The following is a 25,020-nucleotide window of genomic DNA, read 5'->3' on the forward strand; positions in this document are numbered from 1 at the left end:
GCTCTCGAATGCGAGGAGGGGACCTCGAAAATTGCTCATCCCTGGCTAACGGGGCGGCCTTTTGTCGTAAAACTGCACGGTCTGGGGCTGCGTAGAAACAGGCGCCTGCGCGCCCATGAAGCTTACCGGCTCCTCCTGCCATTCGCGATCGAGCGCTTCGCTATCGATTTCGTGCATCGTCGCGGCGTCGCATGCAGCCGTGCTTGCGTCCACCAGCGGTGCTTCGTCAGCGAGCGGCAACAATGCCGCAACGGCTGCGAAATACGGCGTTCCACGCTCGGCAAGCCTGGTTGCAATGTGCCGGTTGATGTCGGCAATTTCACCAAGCAGCGCGCGCGCTTGCGCCGGCGTTTCGTGAGCCAGGAATTCCAGGAAGACGGGCAGGTAGTCAGGTAACTCGCTGGCGCTGAGAAACAGACCCTTCGCTTCGTACATTGCGAGCAGCTCCACCATGGCCTGTCCCCGCTCGCGCGACTCACCGTGCACGTGCTCAAACAGATAGAGTGAGGTTGCCCGTCCACGGTCGAAGGTTTCGACGTAGTCTTCCTGCAGATCCAGCAGCGGCCGAGCCGACAGTCGGTCTACCAGGTCGAGCAAGGCTGCGCGTGTGACCGGCGGAAAACCGCGATGTTCGACGAGCGCGGAGCGAATCCCGCCGAGTGCGTCGACCAGAGCCTGATCGGGGTAATCCAGCAGTGCGCCCAACATGCTGAAAATCTGTCGGTTGTCTTCCATTCATTCACCCGCTGCGCGAATTGGGATTGTCTTTCGTTCCTTGTTAATGCCCTTGCGTCCGCCGAACAGACTGGTTTCCGTTGTGCCGTCGGAACATCCGTTGCCGAACGAAAAGCCGCACGATGCACGCAGGTCGAAGGCATCTTCGGCGTATTCGCGATGCGCAGTCGGAATCACGAATCGATCTTCGTAGTTGGCAATGGCCAGATAGCGATACATCTCATCGACTTGCGCGCTGGTCAGATCGACTTCGGTGAGCAGTTCCGGGCTCTCACGGCGTTCGACATGGCGCTCGCGCATGAAGGCGCGCATCGCGAGCATTCGCTTGAGCGCAAGCCGTACGGGCGCTTTGCGACCGGCTGTGAGCAGATTGGCCAGGTAGCGCAGCGGGATGCGCAGCGAATCGACGTCGGGCAGCAAGCCCTTCATGCCAAGCCGGCCGTCGTTGGTGGCCGAGTTGATCGGCGACAGCGGCGGGACGTACCAGACCATCGGCAAGGTGCGGTATTCCGGGTGAAGCGGAAAAGCAATCTTCCACTCCATCGCCATTTTGTACACGGGTGAAAGGCGTGCGGCGTCGAGCCAGTTCTCCGGCACGCCGTCGCGAGCGGCCTGTTCACGTACGGCCAGGTCGTTCGGGTCGAGAAAGATGGAAAGCTGCGCTTCGTACAGATCCTGTGGATCCTTGACCGATGCAGCTTCCTCGATCCGGTCGGCGTCGTACAACAGGACGCCGAGATAGCGGATCCGGCCGACGCAGGTTTCCGAGCACACGGTCGGCTGGCCTGCCTCGATACGCGGATAGCAGAAAATGCACTTCTCCGACTTGCCGCTTTGCCAGTTGTAATAGATCTTCTTGTAAGGACACCCGGACACGCACATCCGCCAGCCGCGGCACTTGTCCTGGTCAATCAGAACGATGCCGTCTTCCTCTCGCTTGTAGATCGCGCCGGAAGGGCAGGACGCCACGCACGCGGGATTCAGGCAGTGCTCGCAGAGTCGTGGCAGGTACATCATGAAGGTGTTCTCGAATTCCCCGTAGATGTCGGCCTGCACCTGATCGAAGTTGTAGTCCTGCTTGCGCTTTTCGAACTCTCCTCCGAGAATTTCTTCCCAGTTCGGACCCCATTGGATTTTCTCCAGGCGCTCGCCGGTGATCAGCGAACGCGGTCGGGCGACCGGCCCGACCTTGACGTCGGGTGCATCGTGCAGATGAGCGTAATCAAAGGTGAACGGCTCGTAGTAGTCGTCGATCTCCGGCAGGTTCGGGTTGCCGAAGATATTGGCGAGCACACGCCACTTGCTGCCGGCACGAAGCTCGATCTTGCCATTCGTCTTGCGTTTCCAGCCGCCGTTCCAGCGATCCTGGTTTTCCCAGTCCTTCGGATAGCCGACGCCTGGCTTCGTTTCGACATTGTTGAACCACGCGTACTCCATTCCCTCGCGCGAGGTCCAGACATTCTTGCAGGTGACGGAACAGGTATGGCAGCCGATGCATTTGTCGAGATTCATGACCATGCCGATCTGCGCGCGGATTTTCATCGCTTCTCTCCAGTCTCATCGTCGGCCATCGCAAGTGTCGGCGCGCCATGGGCGAGTGTGTGCTGATGACGCGCGGCCTCGGCCGCCGACAGCACTGACGCCGGCGTCGACTCGTCCTTCCAGTCGATCGTTTTCATTTTTCGGACAATCACAAATTCGTCGCGATTGGAGCCGACGGTGCCGTAATAGTTGAAACCGTATGCGAGCTGTGCATAGCCACCGATCATGTGGGTCGGTTTCGGCATGATGCGCGTGACCGAATTGTGAATGCCGCGAACCCCGGAGACTTCGGAGCCCGGTGTATTGATGATCTTCTCCTGCGCGTGATACATCATCACGGCGCCCACCGGAATGCGCTGGCTGACCACTGCACGAGCGGTTAGTGCGCCGTTCAAATTGAAGGCTTCAATCCAGTCGTTATCGACCACGTCAATTTTTCTCGCATCGATCTCGGAGATCCAGACGATCGGGCCGCCGCGAGACAGCGTCAGCATCAACAGGTTGTCGGTGTAGGTGCTGTGGATGCCCCATTTCTGATGAGGGGTTAGAAAATTCAGTGCGATCTCGAGGTTTCCATTCGATCGGCTGCCTGCCATGCCCGCGGTGCTACGCGTGTCGATGGGCGGTTTATAGACACACAGCGACTCGCCAAAGTCGCGCATCCACGCGTGGTCCTGATATAGCTGTTGGCGTCCGGACAGAGTACGCCAGGGAATCAGCTCATGCACATTCGTGTAGCTCGCGCTATATGACACATGTTCGGATTCGATCCCGCTCCACGTCGGCGACGAGATGATCTTGCGCGGCTGCGCCTGGATATCCCGAAACCGGATTTTTTCATCCTCGCGTGCGCGTGAAAGATGGGTGTGATCAATGCCTGTGAGGGCGGACAACGCTTGCCAGGCTTTAGTCGCGACGGCACCATTGGTTTCCGGAGCCAGCGACAGAATCACTTCGGCGGCGTTAATTGCCGAAAGAATTTGCGGTCGCCCGTGCGATACGCCAGCGTCGGTGACCGGATAGTTCAGTGCGCGAAGCTGGTCGATTTCCTCGCCGGTTTCCCACGTAATACCTTTTCCGCCGTTGCCGAGCGAGTCGAGCAGTGGTCCAACCGAAGTGAACTTGCGATAGGTATTCGGATAGTCTCGTTCGACGATCGCAACGCTCGCCATAGTTTTTCCTGGAAACGGATCGCATTCATCGTGGCCCCAGTCGGCAATCCCGTCGGCTTGCGCGATTTCACCGGCGCTGTCATGTTGGAGCGGTGATAGCACGACATCGTGTTCCACGCCCAGATTGCCTTCGGTCAGTTCAGAGAATTTTTGCGCGATACCCTTGTAGATGTCCCAATCGCTTCTGGATTGCCACGCCGGGTCGACGGCCGCCGACAGCGGATGGATGAACGGATGCATGTCGGACGTATTCATATCGTCCTTTTCGTACCAGGTCGCCGTCGGTAGGACAATGTCTGAATACAGGCAGGTGGTGGACATCCTGAAGTCGAGCGTCACAACGAGGTCGAGCTTGCCCTCGGGGGCTTTCTCATGCCATTTCACTTCGGTGGGCAAGGTCCCAGCGCTCGCGCCCAGGTCTTTTCCCTGTACGCCGTGCTCGGCACCGAGAAGATGCTTGAGGAAGTACTCATGTCCTTTGCCGGACGATCCGAGGAGATTAGAGCGCCAGACAAACAGGTTTCTCGGAAAGTTTTCGGGTGCATCGGGATCGATACATGACATCTCAAGCGAGCCGTCTTTAAGACCCTTGGCAACATACGCGGCGGCGTCAGAACTAGCTACCCGACGGCCTAGCTCAAGCGGATTGGTCTTGAACTGCGGCGCGGATGGTAACCAGCCCATCCGTTCGGCCCGGACGTTGTAGTCGATCGGGCTATCGGCGAACCGGCTGCCATCGACCAGCGGAGATAGCAGTTCGGTGACTTTCATCGTTTCATAGCGCCATTGATCGGTATGCGCATAGAAAAACGAAGTGCCGTTCATGAAGCGCGGCGGCCTGTGCCAATCGGTGGCGAACGCCAACGGGAGCCAGCCGGTTTGCGGGCGGAGCTTTTCCTGGCCGACATAGTGCGACCAGCCGCCACCTGATTTGCCGACACAACCACACATGACGAGCAGATTGATGATCGAGCGATAGCTCATGTCCATATTGAACCAATGGTTCAAGCCGGCACCGAGGATCACCATCGATTTGCCTTCGGTTTTATGGGCGTTGTCGGCAAATTCTCTCGCTACGGCGATGACTTCATGCCGTTTGACACCGGTAATCTTCTCCTGCCAGGCAGGCGTGTACGGAACGTCATCGTCGAAACTGGCCGCGACGTTCGGGCCGCCGAGTCCCTGGTCGACACCATAGTTGGCAATGAACAGATCGTAGACCGTTGCGACCAGAACCTCGCCGCCGCGAGTCGCTATCTTGCGTACGCCGATGCGGCGCGGCAAGACACTTGCATGGCCGGTATGCGTGAAGTGAGTCTGTTCAACATTGCCAAAATAGGGGAAGGCGACGTCGATCGTCTCGTCGTGCTTTTCCACGAGCGACATGACGGGTCGAATCGGATTACCCTCGTCATCCTCTTCTCTCAGATTCCATTTTCCGGCGTCGCCACCTTCCTTTTGCCCCCAGCGAAAGCCGATCGATCCGACCGGCGTTACAAGCTTCCCGCTCAATTCGTCGAACGCGACAGTTTTCCAGGCGGCGTTGTTGCCTTGACCTGTCGCGTCACCGAACTCGTCCGATCTCAGGAGTCGTTCGGGTACATAGTAGTCGCCCTGTTTGACGATACGCACGAGCAATGGCATGTCGGTATAGCGGCGACAGTAGTCCGCGAAATACTCGCTCTTGCCGCCGACGTGAAACTCCTTGAGGACGACATGACCCATGGCCAGGCCGAGTGCCGCATCCGTGCCTTGCTTGGGGTGCAGCCAGATGTCACCAAACTTCGCGCCCTCTGCGTAATCGGGGAAGATCGATACGACTTTGGTGCCGCGATAGCGGACTTCGGTCATGAAGTGGGCGTCAGGGGTCCGTGTTTGCGGAACGTTGGAACCCCACATCATGATGAAGGTCGAGTTGTACCAGTCGGCAGACTCCGGGACGTCGGTCTGTTCGCCCCACGTTTGCGGCGAGGCCGGCGGCAAGTCGCAGTACCAGTCGTAGAAACTCAGATTGACACCGCCGATCAGTGACAGATAGCGACTGCCCGCCGCGTAGGACACCATCGACATCGCCGGGATGGGTGAAAACCCGATGATCCGGTCGGGGCCGTGTCGTTTGATCGTATGGATGTTTGCGGCAGCAATCATCTCGTTCACTTCATCCCAGCTTGAGCGAACAAAGCCACCCAGTCCGCGGCGACGCATATAGGAGGCGCGGGCTTCCTGATCGTCGACGATGGCGCTCCACGCGTCCACCGGCGCGAGCGTCAGGCGCTTTTCGCGCCACTGCCTGAGCAGTGCGCTGCGAATCAGTGGATATTTAAGGCGATTTGCGCTGTAGAGATACCACGAATAAGACGCGCCGCGCGCACAGCCACGGGGTTCGTGATTCGGCATATCCGGGCGGGTGCGCGGGTAATCGGTCTGCTGGGTTTCCCAGGTGACGATGCCGCTTTTGACATAGATTTTCCACGAACATGACCCGGTGCAGTTGACGCCGTGGGTCGAACGTACGATCTTGTCATGTTGCCATCGTTGACGGTAGGCATCCTCCCATCCGCGGTCTTCATGGGTTGTCATCCCATGGCCTTCGGAGAATGTTGGCCTCGATGTGGAGAAGTACTTCAGGCGATCGATAAAGTGGCTCATCTGATCGACTCCGTGGCACTCGATGGTCGCAGTCTACGCGCGTTGTCCGAAAATGTGGACATTCTGATTTTCTCCGTGGCATTGCCGATAGCGTGCACTCTGGAATAACCGCGGACGGGAAGCGGGTGTTTCCTGGGATGATCAATTACTGCTTTTGCCGACGGCCACAGGGGACTATCTCAAGCGCTTCCCATAAATCCGGTCCCCAGAATTCGATGAGCCGGTGCGAAGCAAGCTCAACATTAGCGCTGAGTCCCCGCTATGGAACCGGTTGTTGGTATACCCGTAGACCCCCCGTCGATCTCATGTTCGAACGATGTGGATCCGTCAGCCCGCTTTGCCATCGATACGTGACGTCGTCAGGTAGGGCGCGTATTTGATCAGGTAAGCGATCAATGCGGCAGACCAACATATGCCTGCTATGTCGATCCAGATTGTTGTCGCGCCACTGGCAATCCAGGGCCCGAAAACTCGTACGATTGCGGCGGCGATCATCAGCCAGTAACTCGCTATCTCGGATCGTCCCGCAACGAGCGGGCGCCCGGTGTGTCCAAGTGCGGTGCGGGTAATCATCGCGATAATTGCACAGCCTATCGCTCCGATCGTCAGTGCGTGAATCGCAAGCGAATGCGAGATAGCACCTGTAGCCGCCAAGGCAAGCAACGCGAAACCGATCGGAATCCACGCATAGGCGACATGCAGAATCCAGAGAATTGGCCGAGGCCCCACTCGCCACGAATGCCATCCAACGACTCTGATTCCATGGACCGTCGCCGCAGCGCAGGCACATGCCACGATCAGTAATGGCCTGGCATTGACCGCATCCGCAACGAATGTCAGTAAGACGACCGGCACCGCGAGCGTCTCAATCACCTTCCAGCGTGTCATCCGGAAGCTGGGAATGGCGTTCGTTGTAAACATTGGCACCACGCGGCCCGCGATGACGGTGACGAACATCACCACGAGTCCGATCGCTGCGTAAGACGCCCGTATTGAAAGGTCGGGGCGCCCGTGCCACGCCCACCCATGAAAACAGACGTTCAGCAAACCAAAAAGTCCTAGCGCGACGGGCAGGAAGATGTTCGAGCGATTGCGCGCAGCGATCAGCACGCGCAACAGCACAATAGCGACAACCGGCAGGAAGGCGCAATCGACGACCGCTGCGATGGGTTCCGGGCCAGACCAGACCAGCGCGCGTCCCGCCGCCCATAGAAGCCACAAAGTCGCGAGCGGTGCGCCTCGCGGGGTGTCGAGCGTCGTCCAGGCTCGCACGGCTGTGAGCAGAAAGCCCACCACAATGGCGGCGACGAAGCCGAAGATCATTTCGTGAGCGTGCCAGAGCACACCGTTCATGGCAGGCGAAGAGCCTGCGACCGGGTGGCCATGCAGCGCGGTCAGCCAAAGCGCTATTGCAATGACGCCAAAGAGCGCACCACCCAGATAGAACGGCCGGAAACCCAGGCGCAGAACAGGAAGACCTACGGCGGCTGTTGGTCGCGGTTCCGTGACGGATTTTGTAATCCTCAACATGGTCTCCAAAATATGCGACTGTGAGGAATCTCAATGAGCCTTCGGGCGTGGACGGCAGCTTCCAGCCTGAAATCGTCCATGCTGCGCAATTCCGGCGACGCATCGTGGTATGAAAAGCCATAAGCGGCGCCGGCAACTTGACCCAGGTCAACGATTGGGTCGACGACTCGGCTCAATCCGGATTGCAACGTTCGGAAGTTCGATGGGGCGAACCTCGCATGGGCCGCTATCCCAGCGAAATCGATCAGATTCTTAGGCGCATTCAATCATAGATCACGTTGTGACATACAATAAATCACAACAGATCCTCGGAAGTCCGCGCGCGGGAGACGTTCCTTCGCATTCGTGGTCGCTGCGTAGGAGTGCTCTGTCGCAATGCTGGCAGCTAGTAGCCGACCTTGTCAGGAAGCAGGCGGGGATAAATTCAACTAAGCGGATATAGATCAGGTATATGGCCGTATTTTGTGCGGCGGCTGTCGGGATGACCCAGATGGTCTGTCACGCTATTTGCAGACCACACGACGGTTTTGAATCGACCGCGTGCCGCGACCGAGCGCGCGGTTGTAAAAGGAGGATTTCATGCTCACACAAAGAACGAAAGATATTGTAAAAGCGACGGCGCCGGTGCTCGCACAACATGGTCTCCCGATCATCGAGCGCTTCTACCGGAGATTGTTCGATGCACATCCGGAGTTGAAGAATACCTTCAACATGGCTCATCAGGAACAAGGCCAGCAACAGCAGGCGCTCGCGAGAGCGGTATACGCTTACACGGAAAACATTGAGAATCCTGGCAGTCTTGCCGCAGTGCTTAAGAACATCGCAAACAAGCACGTCAGCCTCAATGTACGGGCCGAACACTATCCGATCGTAGGCGAACATCTGCTCGGTGCAATCAAGGATGTGCTGGGCGAAGCAGCAACGGACGAAATCGTCTCGGCCTGGGCCCAGGCTTACGGAAACCTTGCCGATATGCTGATGGGGATGGAAAGCGAACTGCGCGAAAGGTCAGCGGCACAGGTTGGTGGCTGGAATGGGTGGCGAACCTTCGTTGTAAAAGAGAAGCGACCGGAGAGCAGCGTCATCACGTCTTTCGTGCTGGAACCGTCTGACGGTCAACCGGTCGTCAATTTCGAGCCAGGCCAGTACATCAGTATCGCCGTCAATGTGCCCTCATTGCAATTGCAGCAGATCCGCCAGTACAGCTTGTCGGACATGCCGAATGGACGCACCTACCGCATCTCGGTCAAGCGTGAAGAAGGGGACGCCTCAAGGCCGCCGGGCTACGTCTCGTCACTTCTGCACGATCATATGAACGTTGGCGATGAGGTGAAGCTGGCTGCGCCGTATGGCAGTTTCCACATCGACGTCAACGCGAAAACTCCGATCGTGCTCATCAGTGGAGGCGTCGGTCTGACGCCGATGGTCAGCATGCTCAAACGGGCGATCCAGGATCCGCAGCGCCAGATCGTCTTCGTACATGGCGCGCGGAACAGCGCGGTCCACGCGATGCGCGACAGGCTTCGTCAGACGGCAGCCACGTATGCCAATTTCAAAGCTGTCGTTTTCTATGATGCGCCGCTGCCCGGCGACGTTCTGGGACAAGACTACGACAGGGTGGGCTTCATTGAACTTGACGGACTGAAGGACCTGATTTTGCTGCCCGAGGCGGACTACTATGTTTGTGGCCCTATCCCGTTCATGCGCGCGCAACATGACGCGCTCAGGGCTCTGGACATTCAGGAGGCGAGGATAAACTACGAAGTTTTTGGCCCCGACCTGTTTGCCGAGTGAAAATCTGGGACGCCGTAGCGGGCGCGAAGTCGCTTATAGATCAGGCGATTGCTCCGTACCTGGCTGGTCTTGGCCCGCTGCGGCTGCGTACCTCCTGCTTTGCTATATCTATGGCGGCAGTAGTAAGTTTGGCTTTTCAAAGGATGACATTTTTTATCTGGTCTACGGTTGCAGGCGGCCTTGAACGCCGACCTGCACCCGATAGAACAACACCCAGGTCGCGAAGCTGCGGGTAGTCCTGCGGTCCATATCCGTTCTGCTTGAGCTTCTTGCGTTCGGCATTCTTGGCCACGCGCGCCTGTTTGCATTGTGCCTTTCTTGCTGCTTTGGCCTGCGCTTTCGTCACGGGCGGGCGCCGGCGCGACAACAGGCACGTCGCCACGGATAGCAGCGTCGATAAAGCCATCCGGAGTGCGCTGGAAAAGGTGGAGGGGATCAAGCCGACGCTGTCGCAGCGCGTAGTGCGCAGTAGAAGGGCGGCGTAATCCAATGGGCCGTTGCGGATTTGAGCGCTGTCAGTCCTCACCTCCGTTGATTCAAGGCGGGATATCGATTGAGCTAGCCTCCACGCCTCCCTGAATGGTGAAGACGGGCGGCCGGCCGTACGGCATCGGAGCAAAATGCCCGACATTGGCGCCCGCGATCGACAGACGTAATGCATGCGGAGTCGCATTCCGCGTTGGCAGCTGCATTCACGCGTTGAACTGATCGCTCGTGCTGTCGTTTCCCTCCTGCGCTAGAAGCGACAGGTTGCAGGAAACGCCAGATCAGCCCTCGCGATGTCCGTCACGCTGGAAATGCGCCTGTCGACAGGTAACGATCGCCCCGATCACAAATTACGAACACGATCGTAGCGTTCTCAACTTCCCGGGCAATGCGCATTGCCACAGCGCATGCGCCACCCGCCGAAATTCCGCAGAAAATCCCTTCGATCACGGCAAGACGACGCGCTGCGGCTTCAGCCGTCGCCTGACCCACCGACTCGGTTCGATCGATCCGCGTGGGCTCAAAGAATGCAGGCAGATATCCGTCGGCCCATTTGCGTATGCCTGGAATCCGCGAGCCCTCGTCAGGCTGCACCCCGACGATCTGAACGGCGGAATTCTGTTCCTTCAGAAACCGGCTTACACCCATGATGGTGCCGGTCGTCCCCATGGCCGAAACAAAATGCGTGACGCGTCCCTGTGTTTCACGCCAGATCTCAGGGCCGGTGCCCTCGTAATGTGCAACGGGGTTGTCGGGATTGGAGAACTGATCGAGGACGATGCCGCGGCCTTCCTGTTCCATCTGCGCGGCGATGTCCCGCGCGCACTCCATACCGCCTTTGGCAGGCGTCAGAATTATTTCGGCACCATACGCTGCCATGCTACGACACCGTTCCTCGGAGACATCCTCGGGCATGAGCAGCACCATCCGGTAGCCGCGCAGCGCGGCCACCATGGCGAGTGCGATGCCAGTGTTGCCACTGGTCGCTTCGATCAGCACGTCGCCAGGCCGTATGCGTCCGCGATGCTCGGCCCCTCTGATCATCGAGAGCGCCGCGCGATCCTTGACCGAACCCGCAGGGTTGTTGCCCTCCAGCTTGCCGAGGATGACGTTGTTACGCGCCCGGATCGTTTCGTCGGGAAGACGAACGAGTTCGACGAGCGAGGTGTTGCCAATGACGGCCTCAATGGTTCTGTAGGTCATGTTCTATAGTATTGGCGGGGTGTGAAAACCACGGCTGTCGGATCGTTCGGCTACGAGCCTTTCCCGATACCCTTATGCATGCGCGGAGAGTGTCTCTACCGGATCGTGAGCGTTGGCGTGTTCTGGGTCCATAGCGACCAGTACTGCGCAGGAAACCCTGTCCAGCAGCAATCTATCGTTCTTGCCACTCCACCATCGCCGCACGGGGCCGCTTCGGCGATGTCCGACGACAACCAGATCGGCCTTCAACTCATTGGCAAAAAACGGGATATGGTCCAGCGGGTCGCCAATCGCGAAATGAGGCGTTGCGATGACTCCGCGCGCAGCGAGTGTCTCGATGCCGTCGCGGAGGATCTCCCTCGCAGACTGCTCCAACGCATCGAACGGCACGGCCGACGCAACGTCGGCCCCCTGAGTCCACGCCAGGGTATTCAGAATGGCAAGCAGGTGCGTTTCCGCGTTGAGCTGCTCCGCTAATGAGGCGCCATGACGTAACGCCCGCCGCCCTTCACGGGTTGCGTCATAACACAACAGGATGCGCCCGAATGCAGACATATCGTCACTCGCTCCGATTCAGGAGGCCCCGCTACCCAGCAGCCGGGCGGTGGATGCGCACCCGTTCGAATGGCCGTCGCTCAGGAGCGCGGCAGCACAACGATGGAGATCACATCACGTCGAAACCATTATATATCATCATGTGATGTATTTGTGTTTTACTCCGACTATCTGACTGGCTCGAGCAGGAGCGGTATGGGTCCGTCTTTCAAAACAATCATGTCATGATATGAAGTGACGGAAGCCGTTCCCGGATTGCACAAATGGCGGTGACCGTCACCGGACTGGTGGGCGCTGGTGGGAATCAACAGGTCGATCTTCAGGGCACTTCCATCCCCAATCGAAAAGGTATTCCGATGGCTATCGATATGACGTCGTTTGCTACGCCGCTGACCCGGCTGCTGGGGTGCCGGTATCCCGTGATCTCAGCGGGAATGGGCGGTCCGGCGCGTGCCGAGCTTGCAGCCGCCGTTTCCCATGCAGGCGGATTTGGCCTGCTGGGTATGGTGCGCGAATCGCCTGAGTTGATCTCCCGCGAGATTGCTGCGGTGCGGGCTGCCACGGATCAGCCGTTCGGCGTCAATCTGATTCCATCCGCCACGGACCCAGGTCTCCTCGCGGCAGAACTCGATGTCTGTCTGGCTGCCCGCGTTCCCGCGGTATGTTTCTTCTGGGACGTCGTACCCGACGTGGTCGCCCGAGCGAAAGATGCCGGCGTGCTGGTGCTCTATCAGGTCGGTTCACTCGAGGGCGCGCTTGCCGCTGAACAGGCGGGGGCCGATGTCGTGATTGCACAGGGTATTGAAGCAGGCGGCCATGTGCGGGGGCGTACGGGAATCCTGACGTTACTTCCCGAGATTGTGAGGCATGTGCGTATCCCGGTTGTCGCGTCGGGCGGGTTCGCGACAGGCGCAGGCCTCGTAGCGGCGCTCGCGCTCGGCGCGGCAGGAATTCACTGCGGTACGCTCTTTCTCGCCACGCATGAGTCTTTCGCGCATGACTATCACAAGCAGCGCATTCTCGCCGCCCGGGCGGGGGATACGGTCTATACCGATCTGTTCGCGATCAACTGGCCGCCTCACTCTCCCGTGCGCGTCCTGGCAAACAGCGTGACCGGGAAAGCAGGAAATAAGCTGTTTGGACACCACCCGGACAGGCTGCCGCGCGATCTGATCGCTTATGACGACGGGCGACCGATCTACCGGTTCAGCACCGATTCGCCATTGCGCAGCACGTCGGGAGATCTTGAGCAGATGGCGCTCTATGCCGGCGAGTCGGCAGCGCTCGTCGATCGGGTCTCCAGCGCCGCCGAGGTCATCGAGCGGCTGTTGAGTGAGGCAAAGGATGCCTCGTCGCGGATCGCGTCGTTATATATGCACACCTGATGTCGTTCGTGAACCGTTCGCCAGATGATCAACGTGCCCGATCCTGACGCGGTCACGTCGAACGTGGACGGTTGCACGGCGAAGTCTATCTGCCAGGGCCGGTCTCTTCGACGCAACTCAGCACGAGTCGACTTCCCGGCCCAGCTTCGGCGCTGATCGTGGCGGTGTGGAATTCGGTATCGGTGCGCAGCCATTTGACATGAAGGTCCATGTGGTCGTTGTGGCAGTCTTTGGATGGCGCACCCGTGAGTGCCTTGCGCAGGATGTACGGGCAGGTCTGCAGTCCGTCGCACTGACGCGCGAGGTCATGAGTCGCGTCGCCTCGTGGCGTTCCGCACTTCGTGCCATAGGTGCCCGATATGATCCTGATCGCCCGTGCTTCCGCGCTCGAGCTTGCCGCCACGGCGAGAATGCCCGCTATCGCCCAGATACCGCGACAGGCACTGACGAGGAGAGGCGATTTATATCGCCGGTGCGCGACTGCCCTGGTCATCTTCGCCGGCTACCCGCGCGAGGACGCTGGCGACCACCCGGTCGCAGTGGGCGCCGCCGAATTCGAATACGTCACGCTCGGCGAGATCGATATCGTGTGCCAACGATTCGCGCAGCAGGCTCCTGGCGCGGAAATGCCGGCTGCGCACCGTCGCTTCCGGGATGTCGAGACACTGTGCCGTCTCCTCGACGCTCAATTCCTCGACAGAACGCAGCACAAACACAACGCGAAAGACTTCCGGCAGTTCATCCAGCTTGCGCTCGAGCAATGCGCGCAACTCGGCGCGCGCTACCGCCTTGTCTGGGGATTCGGAATCTTGCGCGGTCATGGTATCGATATCGACATGGGTGTTCGCGTCCACCATGGGAATTACGTTCTGCCGGCGTGCTGCCCGGCGCAGGCGTCCATAGCATTCGTTGAGGACCAGCCGGGACAGCCAGGTAAAGAGCGTGGCGTCTCCGCGAAACCGGGCAATCGATCTGTAGGCTGACAGATACGCGGCCTGCAGCGCGTCTTCCGCTTCCGTTCCGTCACGCAAGGTGGCGCGCGCCAGACGATACAAGCGCCGATTGTGCTGCCGCATCAGCCATTCGAACGCTGATCGATCTCCCGCGACGATGCGGCGGACCACCTCGCGTTCGTCGCCTGCGGAAAACGTTGAATGTGCTTCAGCGATGTCTGTCATGGCCGGGTCGCCCTCACTCGTCTTTTATCCCTCATTGCACGATCAGTGTGCCACGCATTGTGGTGTGGAGCGTGCACAAGTACCGATAACGGCCTGTTTGGCCCGCTACGTAACTCCACGATGTATTTGGCGAGATTTCGTGTGAATCGAACGCCTTCGACATTCCAGTCACCGTATGAGCAAACAGATCCTTGTTCACCCACACCACACGATCTCCGCGGTGCACCGTGAGCACCGGCGGATCGAAGCGCATCTGTTCGATAACGACCTGGTACGTTGTGCCTGCGGCCTCGGAAAAACCCGCCAGCGAAGTCGCGATGATCGCAACGGAAGCGTAGGCAAGGATCAAGGCGCCGGTGCGTAACTTGCCCCGGCGCTGTCCGGCTACGCAGAGTGTCGGATTACCCACCGCTCTTGCCCAGCTCAGCCTGCAGATGCTTCGCGTGTTCGAGATGCGCGACAAAGGCCGGATGCACCTTGACGAGAAGCGCCTTCAGATCGGCGTTCTGCGAATCCGGAATCAACGTCTTGTCCAGCGCGTCGAGAACGCTCTCGTGGTACGTCACCTCGTGGTCGATATACGCCCGGTCGAACTGTGGGCCCTTGAGCGTTTTCAGGTTGGCGAGGTTCGCGTCACCGCCTTGCTTGAGGCTCTGGCTCGTCGGATTATCTTCCGGCGTTACGCCGAGTTTATGCACAAGGTCGGTGGCGGCCTTGTTCACGCCGCTGTGATCGGTGACCATGCGTTGCGCGAACGCTTTGACGTCCTTCGACTTCGTTTTCGACTCTGCGAGCTTGCCCGCGTCAATATCCACCTGATTGGCCGTCACGACGATGGCGGCGATCTGGGGATCGGTGGGACCGGCACTCTGTGCCAAGCCCGGGAGGCTGGTCAACGTGAGTACGCTGGCGAGTGCGCCGAATAGTGCTGCGCTGATTATCTTCATGTCGCATCTCCGGAATTGTGATGGCAAGTCCGAGTCGGTCCGCACGCGATCCACGGCCGATTCGATCCTGAATATGGTGTTGGATGTCACGTGTTCGAACCGCGTTCCCGTTTCCGCCCCCGGCACGGCCTGCGATGTTCGTTTCTTTGAGATGGTTGCGGAACGGCCATGAAGAGCGCGAGATCGCTTCGCAACCTAGGGCGATATTGTCCAGGGAATGGATGCTGAATCAGCGGGGGAGGCGGGAAAGGGAGGGAGAGTTGTGCCCCCGAAGGGGCACGGAAGAAGCGTGCATCTGTTTCTGGCAGCCGACCGGCCGCTGACCCGCCGTAACCTTACGGAACCGGGGGAAAGTGCCGTTTGCCGGGTTGAATCCGCAAGCGCCGGAAGCGTTCTTTCTTATGTTCTTCGTCGAAGTGCGCAAGAGACGGCTTGACCAGATCGCTGCGCGACACAACGCCGACCAGTTGCAAGGTTTCGGCGTCCGCGACCACGGGCAACCGTTCGAGACCGTGCACCGCCAGCCGCGTTGCAACGAGCCGGCAGGTTTCACTGGGCAATGCGAAAGCAGGGGAGCGGTGGCGAAGCACGTCGCAGAGGCGCGAGTCGAGCGCATGCTCTGCATCGTCGTCGCGAATTTTTTCCAGTAGCGCGCGATCGACGACGCCCGCTAGCTTGCCCTGACGCACGACCGGATAGGCTCGATGTGTCTGCGTCGTGCCGAAGTACGTTACCAGCGCTTCGCCCACGGACAGATCACCATCGATCGTCTCGACCGTACGCGACATCACCTCGTCGACGTGGTGGCGCTCAAGCGGATCGACGCCGTATTCCCGGTAGATGTGATAGCCGCGCCGGGCAATTTTCTCGGTCATGATGGAGCGCTTCATGACGACCGTTGCGAACCCGTGCGCGATCAGCGTCGCGGCGAGCAGCGGCAGCAGTGCGTTGCTGTCGTGTGTCAGGCCGAAAGCGAACACGATTGCGGTCAACGGCGCGCCCAGCGTGGCGCCAAGCGTAGCCGCCATGCAGACCAGCGGCCACAAGGCAGGTTCGCCGCCCGGCAGCACGTGGCCGAGCACGACACCGAGCCCCGCACCCAACATGAGCAACGGCGCCAGGACGCCGCCTGAAGTACCCGAGCCCAACGCCACCACCCAGATGATCGCCTTCACGATCAGAATCGCCAGCGCGATCTGGATGGCAATGTGCTGATGCAAGAGGTCGCCGATCACGTCGTAGCCGACACCCAGCGCGCGAGGTTCCAGAAAGCCGCCGATACCGACAACGAGGCCGCCGAGCGCGGGCCACCACATCCAATGGATGGGCAGCTTGCCAAACAGGTCTTCGGTCTTGTACAACGCGGCTGACAGGCCCGATGCGAGCGCGCCAGACAGCAGGCCTGCAATGACGCAGGACACCAGCGACAGCGCGCCGGGAGGCGCAGTCTCAAGCGGGAACAGCGGCCCCGTGCCGAAGAATGCCGCACGCGCAAAACCCGCAACTGCGCACGCAAGTGCAACCGGCAGAAAACTGCGCGGACGCCATTCGAACAGCAGCAGTTCGACTGCCAGCAGCACGGCCGCCACCGGCGTGCCGAAGACCGCCGTCATGCCCGCCGCTGCGCCCGCAACCAGCAGCGTCTTGCGTTCCGCGGACGTGACCTTCACGCACTGCGCGATCAGCGACCCGAGCGCGCCGCCTGTCATGATGATCGGGCCTTCCGCGCCGAATGGTCCGCCACTGCCGATCACAATGCCGGACGACAGCGGTTTGAGAATCGCCACTTTCGGCGACATGCGGCTCTTGCCGAACAGGATGGCTTCGATCGCTTCGGGAATGCCATGTCCGCGAATCTTTTCCGAACCGTAACGGGCCATGAGCCCGACGATGAGACCGCCGATCACGGGGATGATCACCACCCAGACACCCAACGTGTTGAGGGCTGGCGAGCGCTCCGCAAACGAAAAAGTCTGGAAGAAAAACAGATTGGTGAACAGATGAATCAGGCTCAGTAGCACGAACGCCGCAAGCGTGCTGAGGGCGCCGATCCCCGCAGCGAGTGCGGAAATGCCGGGAAGTCGCGCGTTCGTGGAAAAATCGCGCTTGTGGGTATCGAGACTCATGGTGACTCAAAAAGATGACTCAGAAATCAATCCGGGGAACATTAAACGCGCCTTCGAGCGACTTCAGTTCGGCACGGTGCATTTCGGCGAGACGGGCAAGCACCAACTCGCCCGCTTTCAACAGATGAACTTCGACCTGGCGGCGGTCCGTCTCACTGACCTTTCTGCGGACCAGGTCGAGTGCCTCACAGCGCGACACGAGCGCGACCACACCGTGATGCTGCGCCTGAAGCCGCTCCGCAAGCTCGCCGACAGTCGCCCAGTCACGCTCCGGATACCCCTTGATATGCAGGAGCAGCAGATACTGCAATGGTGTTATGCCTTCGCCCTGGGCGGCCTGCTCAGAAAAACGCTCAAAGCGCCGCATCTGGTAGCGAAACTCGGACAGTTGCTCGAAGTCCGTCTTGGTCAAGCCGCGAGCGAGTGTTTTCATCGGCGTTCCGTGGAGAAATAGGTTAAACCTGAATTATATCATATCGTGATATTTATGTGCGTGAGCATGCGCAAATGTCCGTGGTCGTGCTAGGCCGCGTGTCGCTGCTTCGCGTAAGCCTGACGATATAGTCCCGCGATGAGGTCGGCCTGCGTGATCATCCCGGCAAGCCGCTGATTCGAGTCCAGAACCGGGATGTGGTGGTGCCCGTAGTTCGCGAACACCGGCACCAGTTCGACGATCGGTGTCGTCGCGTCGACCGTGTGAACGTCGACATTCATCAATGCACCGACGAGCGGCGCCGGTGTGATGCTGCGCCGGAACCAGCGTTGCATGGGGGACGACAAACCGGTCCCTTTGCTGAACGCCCGTTTGTCGACAAGATCGGCGCGGGTCACGATGCCGATTACGTGCTGCCTCTCGTCAGTGACCGGGAGTGCCTTGATATGGCGCTGTTTCAGCAGACTCCATGCGGCCGAAGCCCTCGTGGTTGCCGACACGGCGACCAGCGAACGCGACATGATGTCCGCGCAGGTCAGTTCATTGAAGGTGCGGGCGTAGGCCTGCAGCTGAACGTCGCGCAGAAGGGATTCCAGATCGTCCGTATCGATATCGAGCAATTCTCCGCGGCGGTTCAGCACCGCCTCGAGGTCCGCGCGCGTGAAACCTTCGTTCGCCGCCGCAGACGATGCGGCTGCACCCTTGCCCGAACTCTGCGCGACATGCGGGTATCGATGCCCGGTAGCTGCGTGGTAGGCGAGGGCCGCGCAGAGCAGCGCCACGGACTGGATCGCAATCGGCTCGAGCACGAAGCGATAGCCCAGAGCGTGCACGACCGGACCACCCAGAACCGCGGTCAGCGCAACCGCGCCCGACGGCGGGTGCACGCACCGTAGCGCGAACATCGCGCAGATCGCCAGCGCGACGGCTAACGCGGCAGCGCCCACCGGATCGGAGATCCAGCCTGCGCAAGCAACGCCGACCGTCGCGGAGACGATATTGCCGCCGATGATGGACCACGGTTGTGCCAGCGGGCTGGCCGGCACCGCGAACAGCAGTACGGCCGACGCACCCATGGGCGCCACGAGGAGAGGAATGTTGGCCGCCGGTCCGAGCAGGACGTGCATGCTCCCGCCAGTGAATGCAATCCCAAGCAATGCGCCGAGACACGATCTGAAGCGCTCCGGCCACCGGACGGCAATAGGGTGGGGGACAAAGCTGGAAAGCCAGCGGATCAGGGCGTAGCGGGACAAGATTCGACCAGGAAAGTAAGGGGGGGCGGTACACATGGGGCGAGGCCACACCTTACGGCGAAATCCTCACAGAACCAAAGAACGCGTCGTCATGATTATATTTCATTGTGATATAAAAGTGCCTTCCAGGTCGCCGACGCCCCGCGGTACCGGGCTGGCCAACGGTTAGGCCTGGTCCTGCGCATCGTCCAGATTGGTCCTGCTAACGGTATTCGCGACTTGAATAGATCACGCTGTGATATAAAATGAAGGCAGGCCTTCTCGTGACGGACTCTTGAACAGGAGCAGTCCGGATGAAACTACAAGGATGATTTGTCTGGATGGCATGCGCCCATGGGGATGCGGTGCTTCGCTCCGATGCATAAAGCCAGTCACCGTGAAGGCCCCCGGTCGCCATCACAGGATGGCGATCACCGGTTCCGCCCGGCGTCGCGTTGCATGAGCCTGCGGGGGCAAGCCCGAATGGCTTTCCGGCGCGATAGCGCAATATAGATCGAAGCAAGGAGCCATCATGCTGATCACATTTCAATCGCCCGCCACGCCCGATGTCGTCATGCTCAGGGATCTCGCGCAATATCTTCTGGGTCTCGTGGGCAAGCGGCTCGATACGCGTGGTGTCATTCTCCACGATGAGTTGCCTCGCGCAATCAGTCGTCTCGAAACGGCGATTTCGGACGATGAAAAAGCGGAGATTGCCCTCGAATCACTGCAGTATTCCCGCGAACGCCGTCAGGAATCCGGCAGTGGACTTTCGCAGCGGGCGTGGCCATTCCTCGACATGATGCGTGAGGCCAGCAAACAGAACGCCGACATTATCTGGGGGCTGTAGACGCCGCATTGCAGCGTGAGCGTATTCCGGGTGCGTGCTGCACCGCCCGCTGAAGGAAGCCAGGATGAAACGATGGATTGCACCGCCCCTGTTCGCAGCGACTCTCGCCGCGTGCGGCATCTGTGCGCCAGCGCGGGCAGCCGCGCCTTCGTGCGGCCAACGACAAGATGCGGGCTCAAGATCGTGTGTCTACCGGAACGGCGGCGAACCGGTCAGGACGTTGGGGGCTGCGCCAGCCACTGAAGCGACTGCTCCTTACTTCCCCGATATTCCGATAAGGGTTGTCAGCGCGTACGGCCGTACGACACTCGATATGCTATCGAGCGGACCCTTTATGCTGGTGAAGTGGCCGAACGGCTGCTGCCCCGACAGTAGACGATGGCACACGGGAGACATGCGTCATAAGCACACTGGCGACGACCAGCACGTGATCTTTCTCTGGCCAGCACTGTAGACGAACCGTCGTCACCGTCAAGGTCCGTGACGCGTGCGGTTCCACCAGTGCTTACCGGCTGCATGCCGGAAAATCCGTTCGCGAGGATTGTCTCCCGGAGCCTGTGCAATGACAAAAAGGACCACCAGCACCAGCACTGCGCCCGCAACAACAATCTGCACCAGAAGATCCATTATCATCTTCGCCTCCATCAGGGTTGTGCGTCCAATAAGAGATCCAGGCCGCCACGATTCGAATTCGCGCAGGACCGTCAGGCGGCCACCTTGAACAGGACGCCGCAAGATACGCGATCAAGCAGCAATGCGTGGTTTTCGCCCGACCACCAGCGCGCAAAGAAACCGTGCGGATGATGTCCAATGACGATCAGGTCGACCTTCAATGCGTCCGCCAGGCGGGAAATCTGGTCAATCGCATTTCCGACCGAATAATGTCCCGTTGCAGTCACACCCCATGCCCGCAGCCAGTCAATTCCCTCACGCAGGGTCTCTCGTGCCGCCTGCTCATCGACTTCGAATTTCATCGACGACATAACGTCGAACCCGTTTGACCAGTAGGTGTAGTCGAAGACCGAGAGCAGATGGGTTTCAGCTTGCAACTGCTGCGCGAGGGCCGCACCGAAACGCAGCGCGAGGCGCCCTTCGGGTGTGGCGTCGTAGCAGAGAAGGATCCGGTTGAACGGGGCCATGGTGAATTCCTTTGCCAACCTTCGCGGCATCGTCCAGTCGAGCGATCGGACTGGCCCGCCACGAAATTGTTCAGGTGAACATCGGTACGGCCTCGATCAGCACGAAACCCAGTAACGCGCCCACTGCTGCACCCAGTAGCTTGGGATGCCAGCGTTGCAACTGCAGCGTGCTGAGCAGCTCGCCAACCAGGATCGTGCCAAGCAGTGCAAACGCAATCAGCAGGTAGCTGATTTCAAAATCGTTATTAATGACCATTGCGCCTTCTCCTTCATGTAGCAGTGAGACTGCGTCGTCAAACCCTCGAGTGAAGTTTTTTTGCCGGCAAACCGCGGCCGCTGTCGCGGGTTCAGGTTTTCTCTGGCACCGGTTGCATTTTCAATGCAACCCGGATTCCGATACGAACGCCTGATCCAATTATATATCACGCCGTGATATACGTGGTCATCTGCTCTGCCAACAGCGAGGTGATCGAGGTCGCTGCCGGAAAACGTACGATGAATGAGGATGAGTGAGGATGAATGGGCTCGCTCAACCTCCTCCGCTACTAGCGGGAGCACAGGAGAACGGTCCTCTTGACGAATCTGGCAGATCGGAAGAACATCAAAATGTGAGATATTTGACGACCCAGTAATGACCTCGATCGCGGCTCTGATCTGGAGAGATGAGGCGATCGACGCCCGTAAAGCCGCAGTCGCGTGACGTTTTCTACATTGCAATACAGGCCCAACGATTACCGCCGGGCCATCAGGAAATTCTAGGGAGGAAAGTCATGACTGACGTTGACGAAAAACTCAGGCCTCCGCAACCGGTGAAGCACAGCGATAACGAGAAAAGCAAGATGCCGCGACGTGAAGAAGTGGAAGCCAGGCGCGTCAAGACGCGTGGCGAAGGTGAGCCGCCTGTGGAGTGACACGTCACGCCTCCTGTCCAGTGCATGGAGCGGTCTAGCCGCCTGGAGCCTCGACGAAAGTATGTGATGCCGGATATCGCGCCGTATCAATCTGGTGCGGGGCCGGTGGTCACGTTGCTGCCCATTTACGCGCCCGGGGACGCTTCCAGTTCTGCAAGACGTTTGCGCAGTAGGCGATCCTCCTGAGCCGTTCAAGGTCACTTTGACGGGTCTTCTCAGGTGGGGAAGCATCATTCCAGCGCGATGTGACGCACGTCGTGGGGAGCGTACGCGGCGAAAAAAAAGCCGGCGCGAAGCCGGCTTGAAAGGAACTAGCGTCCGAGTGAGCTAGAACCTGAGAACTCCGCATTGTATGCGGAATAGATTATGAGACGCTTACGCCTGAAACGCCTCGCTCTGATTTGAGCCGCGCTGCGTCGAACGAAGAAATCGCGGGGGAAGAGGCCAGATAGCCTGTCTGACTACAGTCAAACGGTGATCATGGGTAAGCGCGCGCTTGGCGACCTGCGCTATCGATCGCTAGGCGTATGCACCTTTGGCGGCAGTGATTTCGAGAAGATTCTCATGAATCCACTCGATCGCCCATTTGTTTGAGAACGCTATGGCCTCAGCCTCAGTGGCGAAATCTGGAAGGTTTATGGACGCGAAGATCTCGACCTGTTCGTGGGTGGCGGGGTGGCCCTGAGAAATCCGCGCTTGCGCAAAAAAGCGACCGACGGAGAACGTGGGAACGCTGTCGACGCAGAAGCTACTGTTGGGGAGATCGCATCACTGATCTCCATTGAATCGGTAGCCGGAGCCATGGCTCTGCTTCTCTGTCGTCTGCGATATCCGGGAGTGCTCGACTGAGGTCAACAGCAGCAATTACAGACGTTCAGCGGAGACATGCAGTCCACGCTTACGGCCTGGTAAATTTGAAGTCGAGCACTGTTGCTGCGGCATCCGGCTTGCCCCGACGTTGCAGATCCTCTGCAAGCAGTTTCTGAAAGAGTGTTTCTTCCCGTTCGCCGTGCTGTTCGCGAAATTCGCCGCGAACTTCAGCGATAGCTCTGTTCCGCGTGTCCGGACTCAGGGTGCTGCTGATGTACGAACAACCTTGTGCCAGTTCAAGCACGTAAGCTGCCCGAGCATTCGCCATGGCGGCGCCATCTGTTTTCCCCGTTGCATCACGTCTGTCAATTTTTTATGTACGCGCACATCCACTGCCGAGCTTGCAATCAGTGACGCATGATCGCGTGGAACTAATTTATCGCAGGCTGCTGAAGGAAATCTTAAGAATCGTTATCTCGTGACCTGGGACAGCCGTCGATGCGTGTGTATTGCAAAAAAGCCGGCACGAAGCCGGCTTTGAAAAGGTCCAGCTTCCGAGGGGCAGCTAGAACCTGAGAGAAGGCAAGCCCGTGCCGAACCTTGAACTAGCATACGAAAACCCGGCAGGACCTGAGGCCCGCCCCGCGTCTGAAGCAGTCTCTTATGTGCCTGCGGAGGACCGCCGAACCGCACTCGACGCCAGTTGGACTCTGCACCTTTTGATGGTCGCCCGATTGTCCTAGGATAGGACATTTAAGGCGTCACCGTTGGCTCGCCGAACGACGACAAGGAGCGACATGCCATGCACGCTGATCCCGTGGAATATAAGGCATCGACGATCATGCCTCTCGCCCCGGTTTCCATCCCAGGCTACGCAGCAGCAGTGATAGTTACGCACCCGAATGGCAAACGTGAAACGTTTGGCATCCTTGGTTACTTCGCATCCGAGGGTGCGGCGTGCAGGTTTGCCATTGAATACGCCAAAGCCCATATCGACGGTCGGCGACGTCCGAAGCCGCCGTTTTCCCTTCGATAAGTCCGCGAGAGTCGTTTGCCGTCGAAGTTCGCGGCGCTGCGGCTTGCGCAAAATGCGGAAGAGGGGCTGAAGTATAAAAAAGCCGCAGACATTGCTGCGGCCCAAACACACACGTCGCGCAAGAGGCGCTGATGTGGTTCCATGCTACACATCCATGGTTACCTGGCAATCGGGTGTCTCGTCTGAATATTTGCGAGACGCCGCATTGGCGCATCAGCGCTAGCTAGGTTTATTTCAAACGCTGACGCAGCCGTTGCGAAATGGTTACATCGCCGGTCGTTCGGCATCAGGGCTGGGTATCTGGACTTTCACCTGGCCGAGGCCTTCTCCGACATATCGTCCCGCCGTGTCGATGAATCAACGTCCGTGGTGGCGAGGCTATCGTCGCGCGCGTCGATCCATTCAATCGCCCGTTGGCGCGCAAGCTCGATCGCCTCGTCTTCGTTATCGAACCAGGCCAGATTGCGCTCGATGTGCATCTCAGTGTCCGCACCATCGTCAGGCGATGCCTGGATGATCCGCGCATGTGCGAAGAACTGTCCAAGCGCAAATTCCGGGGTCGCGTCAATGACCCAACCGCGGTACTCGTACTTCATGATCACCTCCGATACTTGGCCAATCGGGATTCCAACAGACAAAGCATGGATTCGTTAGATTGTATTCGCTAACCCTCCAAGGTTGAATTACCAGCGTCGGGGCCGGCAAGCAGGCAGCACGTCGTCGTCGGCCGCAATATTGTTATAGACCTACGCCAGTGCTTCGGCACGTCGACAATCTTTTGCCAGTCATTCATGATAGGCAGCCTGTTGGACACGTAGGGCGAGACGAACGGCAAGTTACTGCAGATTTTTCGAGAGCTGCCCGCGCAAGGTGTCTGCCATCTTATGCAGGATGTCTGGCAAAAGAACCTGCGCCTCAAGTGGGCCGACCACGGAATACCCTGATCCCGATTCGCCGTCAATGACGATCACGACTGCGCAGCGCGCGCGAGTCATGTCTCGCACGCGGGTGCATGCGGTGTCGAATAGCCCGGCCGACTCTCCAGCTGGTATGACCGTTGGCTCGAAGTCTGATGTCATCGTGCCCTCACAAAATGATTGACCAATCCATAGGATGAAGCGCCATCCTCAGAGAAGTGTATCTCGCCAATGCGGGCGAGTAGAGGGCGCCGCCGATAAAGCTGGCAGATTTGGCGGTGTGGGCAATAGACGTTCTCGCTGATCGAGCGAAGCGGCGCAGTAGGTCGGCAAAGCGAGTTCAGCAAGGCCAAGTTCGGCCAACAGACGACCTTCGCGGGCAACGGGGTT

The 25,020-nt window shown here is 59.2% G+C and carries 24 protein-coding genes; 4 read left to right on the top strand and 20 right to left on the bottom strand.

What is annotated here, in order from left to right; all coding sequences use genetic code 11:
* Window positions 1–45: 45 nt before the first annotated feature.
* The 4 genes from narJ to PQR67_RS30235 all read right to left on the bottom strand — a co-directional run bounded on the left by narJ (window position 46) and on the right by PQR67_RS30235 (window position 7,625).
* Window positions 46–735, bottom strand: coding sequence for a nitrate reductase molybdenum cofactor assembly chaperone (narJ, locus tag PQR67_RS30220; protein ID WP_408466468.1), 690 nt, complete (start codon window positions 733–735; stop codon window positions 46–48).
* Window positions 736–2,277, bottom strand: a complete 1,542-nt coding sequence (gene narH / locus PQR67_RS30225; RefSeq protein WP_408466469.1) for a nitrate reductase subunit beta — start codon at window positions 2,275–2,277, stop codon at window positions 736–738. It lies immediately after the preceding gene.
* Complete coding sequence (locus tag PQR67_RS30230; protein WP_408466470.1) at window positions 2,274–6,098, bottom strand: nitrate reductase subunit alpha; 3,825 nt, start codon at window positions 6,096–6,098, stop codon at window positions 2,274–2,276. The genes narH and PQR67_RS30230 overlap by 4 nt, the downstream gene beginning before the upstream one ends.
* A 327-nt stretch (window positions 6,099–6,425) precedes the next feature.
* Window positions 6,426–7,625, bottom strand: coding sequence for an NnrS family protein (locus PQR67_RS30235; RefSeq protein WP_408466521.1), 1,200 nt, complete (start codon window positions 7,623–7,625; stop codon window positions 6,426–6,428).
* Between the two features lie 582 nt (window positions 7,626–8,207).
* Here PQR67_RS30235 and hmpA point away from each other — a divergent pair.
* Window positions 8,208–9,422 carry an NO-inducible flavohemoprotein gene (gene hmpA, locus PQR67_RS30240; RefSeq protein ID WP_408466471.1) on the top strand — a complete coding sequence of 405 codons (1,215 nt, stop codon included), beginning with the start codon at window positions 8,208–8,210 and terminating at the stop codon, window positions 9,420–9,422.
* A gap of 136 nt (window positions 9,423–9,558) precedes the next feature.
* On the opposite strand, the gene PQR67_RS30245 is transcribed toward hmpA, so the two are convergent.
* From PQR67_RS30245 to PQR67_RS30255, 3 genes are all read right to left on the bottom strand, one after another.
* Window positions 9,559–9,768: a hypothetical protein gene (locus PQR67_RS30245; protein ID WP_408466472.1), complete on the bottom strand. Its 210-nt coding sequence runs from the start codon at window positions 9,766–9,768 to the stop codon at window positions 9,559–9,561.
* A gap of 440 nt (window positions 9,769–10,208) precedes the next feature.
* The gene (cysM, locus tag PQR67_RS30250; RefSeq protein WP_408466473.1) at window positions 10,209–11,111 is read right to left on the bottom strand and encodes a cysteine synthase CysM; all 903 of its coding nucleotides are present in this window, start codon (window positions 11,109–11,111) and stop codon (window positions 10,209–10,211) included.
* A gap of 72 nt (window positions 11,112–11,183) precedes the next feature.
* Complete coding sequence (locus PQR67_RS30255) at window positions 11,184–11,666, bottom strand: universal stress protein (protein WP_408466474.1); 483 nt, start codon at window positions 11,664–11,666, stop codon at window positions 11,184–11,186.
* Between the two features lie 263 nt (window positions 11,667–11,929).
* On the opposite strand from PQR67_RS30255, the gene PQR67_RS30260 reads away from it, so the two are divergent.
* Entirely contained in the window at window positions 11,930–13,051 is a 1,122-nt protein-coding gene (locus PQR67_RS30260) for an NAD(P)H-dependent flavin oxidoreductase (protein ID WP_408466475.1), read from the top strand.
* 85 nt (window positions 13,052–13,136) lie between these two features.
* Here PQR67_RS30260 and PQR67_RS30265 read toward each other — a convergent pair whose 3' ends face one another.
* The 7 genes from PQR67_RS30265 to PQR67_RS30295 all read right to left on the bottom strand — a co-directional run bounded on the left by PQR67_RS30265 (window position 13,137) and on the right by PQR67_RS30295 (window position 18,988).
* Window positions 13,137–13,544 (bottom strand): hypothetical protein, encoded by a 408-nt coding sequence (locus PQR67_RS30265; protein WP_408466476.1) that lies wholly within the window; start codon window positions 13,542–13,544, stop codon window positions 13,137–13,139.
* Window positions 13,513–14,229: an RNA polymerase sigma factor gene (locus PQR67_RS30270; RefSeq protein ID WP_408466477.1), complete on the bottom strand. Its 717-nt coding sequence runs from the start codon at window positions 14,227–14,229 to the stop codon at window positions 13,513–13,515. The genes PQR67_RS30265 and PQR67_RS30270 overlap by 32 nt, the downstream gene beginning before the upstream one ends.
* A gap of 31 nt (window positions 14,230–14,260) precedes the next feature.
* Window positions 14,261–14,575, bottom strand: a complete 315-nt coding sequence (locus tag PQR67_RS30275; protein ID WP_408466522.1) for a cupredoxin domain-containing protein — start codon at window positions 14,573–14,575, stop codon at window positions 14,261–14,263.
* A 55-nt stretch (window positions 14,576–14,630) separates the two neighbouring features.
* Complete coding sequence (locus tag PQR67_RS30280; protein WP_408466478.1) at window positions 14,631–15,176, bottom strand: DUF4142 domain-containing protein; 546 nt, start codon at window positions 15,174–15,176, stop codon at window positions 14,631–14,633.
* A gap of 335 nt (window positions 15,177–15,511) precedes the next feature.
* Window positions 15,512–17,302 carry a chloride channel protein gene (locus PQR67_RS30285; protein ID WP_408466479.1) on the bottom strand — a complete coding sequence of 597 codons (1,791 nt, stop codon included), beginning with the start codon at window positions 17,300–17,302 and terminating at the stop codon, window positions 15,512–15,514.
* A gap of 19 nt (window positions 17,303–17,321) precedes the next feature.
* A complete protein-coding gene (locus PQR67_RS30290) occupies window positions 17,322–17,735 on the bottom strand; it encodes a MarR family winged helix-turn-helix transcriptional regulator (protein WP_408466480.1) in 414 nt (137 codons plus the stop codon).
* 89 nt (window positions 17,736–17,824) lie between these two features.
* The gene (locus tag PQR67_RS30295) at window positions 17,825–18,988 is read right to left on the bottom strand and encodes an HPP family protein (RefSeq protein WP_408466481.1); all 1,164 of its coding nucleotides are present in this window, start codon (window positions 18,986–18,988) and stop codon (window positions 17,825–17,827) included.
* 511 nt (window positions 18,989–19,499) lie between these two features.
* On the opposite strand from PQR67_RS30295, the gene PQR67_RS30300 reads away from it, so the two are divergent.
* Window positions 19,500–19,817, top strand: coding sequence for a DUF1840 domain-containing protein (locus PQR67_RS30300; RefSeq protein ID WP_054043636.1), 318 nt, complete (start codon window positions 19,500–19,502; stop codon window positions 19,815–19,817).
* Between the two features lie 471 nt (window positions 19,818–20,288).
* On the opposite strand, the gene PQR67_RS30305 is transcribed toward PQR67_RS30300, so the two are convergent.
* The 3 genes from PQR67_RS30305 to PQR67_RS30315 all read right to left on the bottom strand — a co-directional run bounded on the left by PQR67_RS30305 (window position 20,289) and on the right by PQR67_RS30315 (window position 21,212).
* Window positions 20,289–20,444: a hypothetical protein gene (locus PQR67_RS30305; protein WP_408215618.1), complete on the bottom strand. Its 156-nt coding sequence runs from the start codon at window positions 20,442–20,444 to the stop codon at window positions 20,289–20,291.
* A 77-nt stretch (window positions 20,445–20,521) separates the two neighbouring features.
* Complete coding sequence (locus tag PQR67_RS30310; RefSeq protein WP_200567427.1) at window positions 20,522–20,956, bottom strand: universal stress protein; 435 nt, start codon at window positions 20,954–20,956, stop codon at window positions 20,522–20,524.
* Window positions 20,957–21,026: 70 nt separating this feature from the next.
* Window positions 21,027–21,212, bottom strand: coding sequence for a hypothetical protein (locus PQR67_RS30315; protein ID WP_200567428.1), 186 nt, complete (start codon window positions 21,210–21,212; stop codon window positions 21,027–21,029).
* Between the two features lie 514 nt (window positions 21,213–21,726).
* Between PQR67_RS30315 and PQR67_RS30320 the strand changes: the two genes are divergently transcribed.
* Window positions 21,727–21,867, top strand: coding sequence for a hypothetical protein (locus PQR67_RS30320; protein WP_408215612.1), 141 nt, complete (start codon window positions 21,727–21,729; stop codon window positions 21,865–21,867).
* A gap of 898 nt (window positions 21,868–22,765) precedes the next feature.
* Here the strand turns inward: PQR67_RS30320 and PQR67_RS30325 are convergent.
* The 3 genes from PQR67_RS30325 to PQR67_RS30335 all read right to left on the bottom strand — a co-directional run bounded on the left by PQR67_RS30325 (window position 22,766) and on the right by PQR67_RS30335 (window position 24,792).
* Window positions 22,766–23,005: a hypothetical protein gene (locus tag PQR67_RS30325; RefSeq protein WP_408466482.1), complete on the bottom strand. Its 240-nt coding sequence runs from the start codon at window positions 23,003–23,005 to the stop codon at window positions 22,766–22,768.
* 1,016 nt (window positions 23,006–24,021) lie between these two features.
* A complete protein-coding gene (locus PQR67_RS30330) occupies window positions 24,022–24,309 on the bottom strand; it encodes a hypothetical protein (protein WP_408466483.1) in 288 nt (95 codons plus the stop codon).
* Between the two features lie 240 nt (window positions 24,310–24,549).
* On the bottom strand, window positions 24,550–24,792 hold the full coding sequence (locus PQR67_RS30335) for a hypothetical protein (RefSeq protein WP_211629254.1): 243 nt from the start codon (window positions 24,790–24,792) through the stop codon (window positions 24,550–24,552).
* Window positions 24,793–25,020: the final 228 nt, after the last annotated feature.

The sequence above is a fragment of the Paraburkholderia fungorum genome (assembly GCF_046026025.1).
In the GTDB taxonomy this organism is placed as follows: Bacteria; Pseudomonadota; Gammaproteobacteria; order Burkholderiales; family Burkholderiaceae; genus Paraburkholderia; species Paraburkholderia fungorum_E.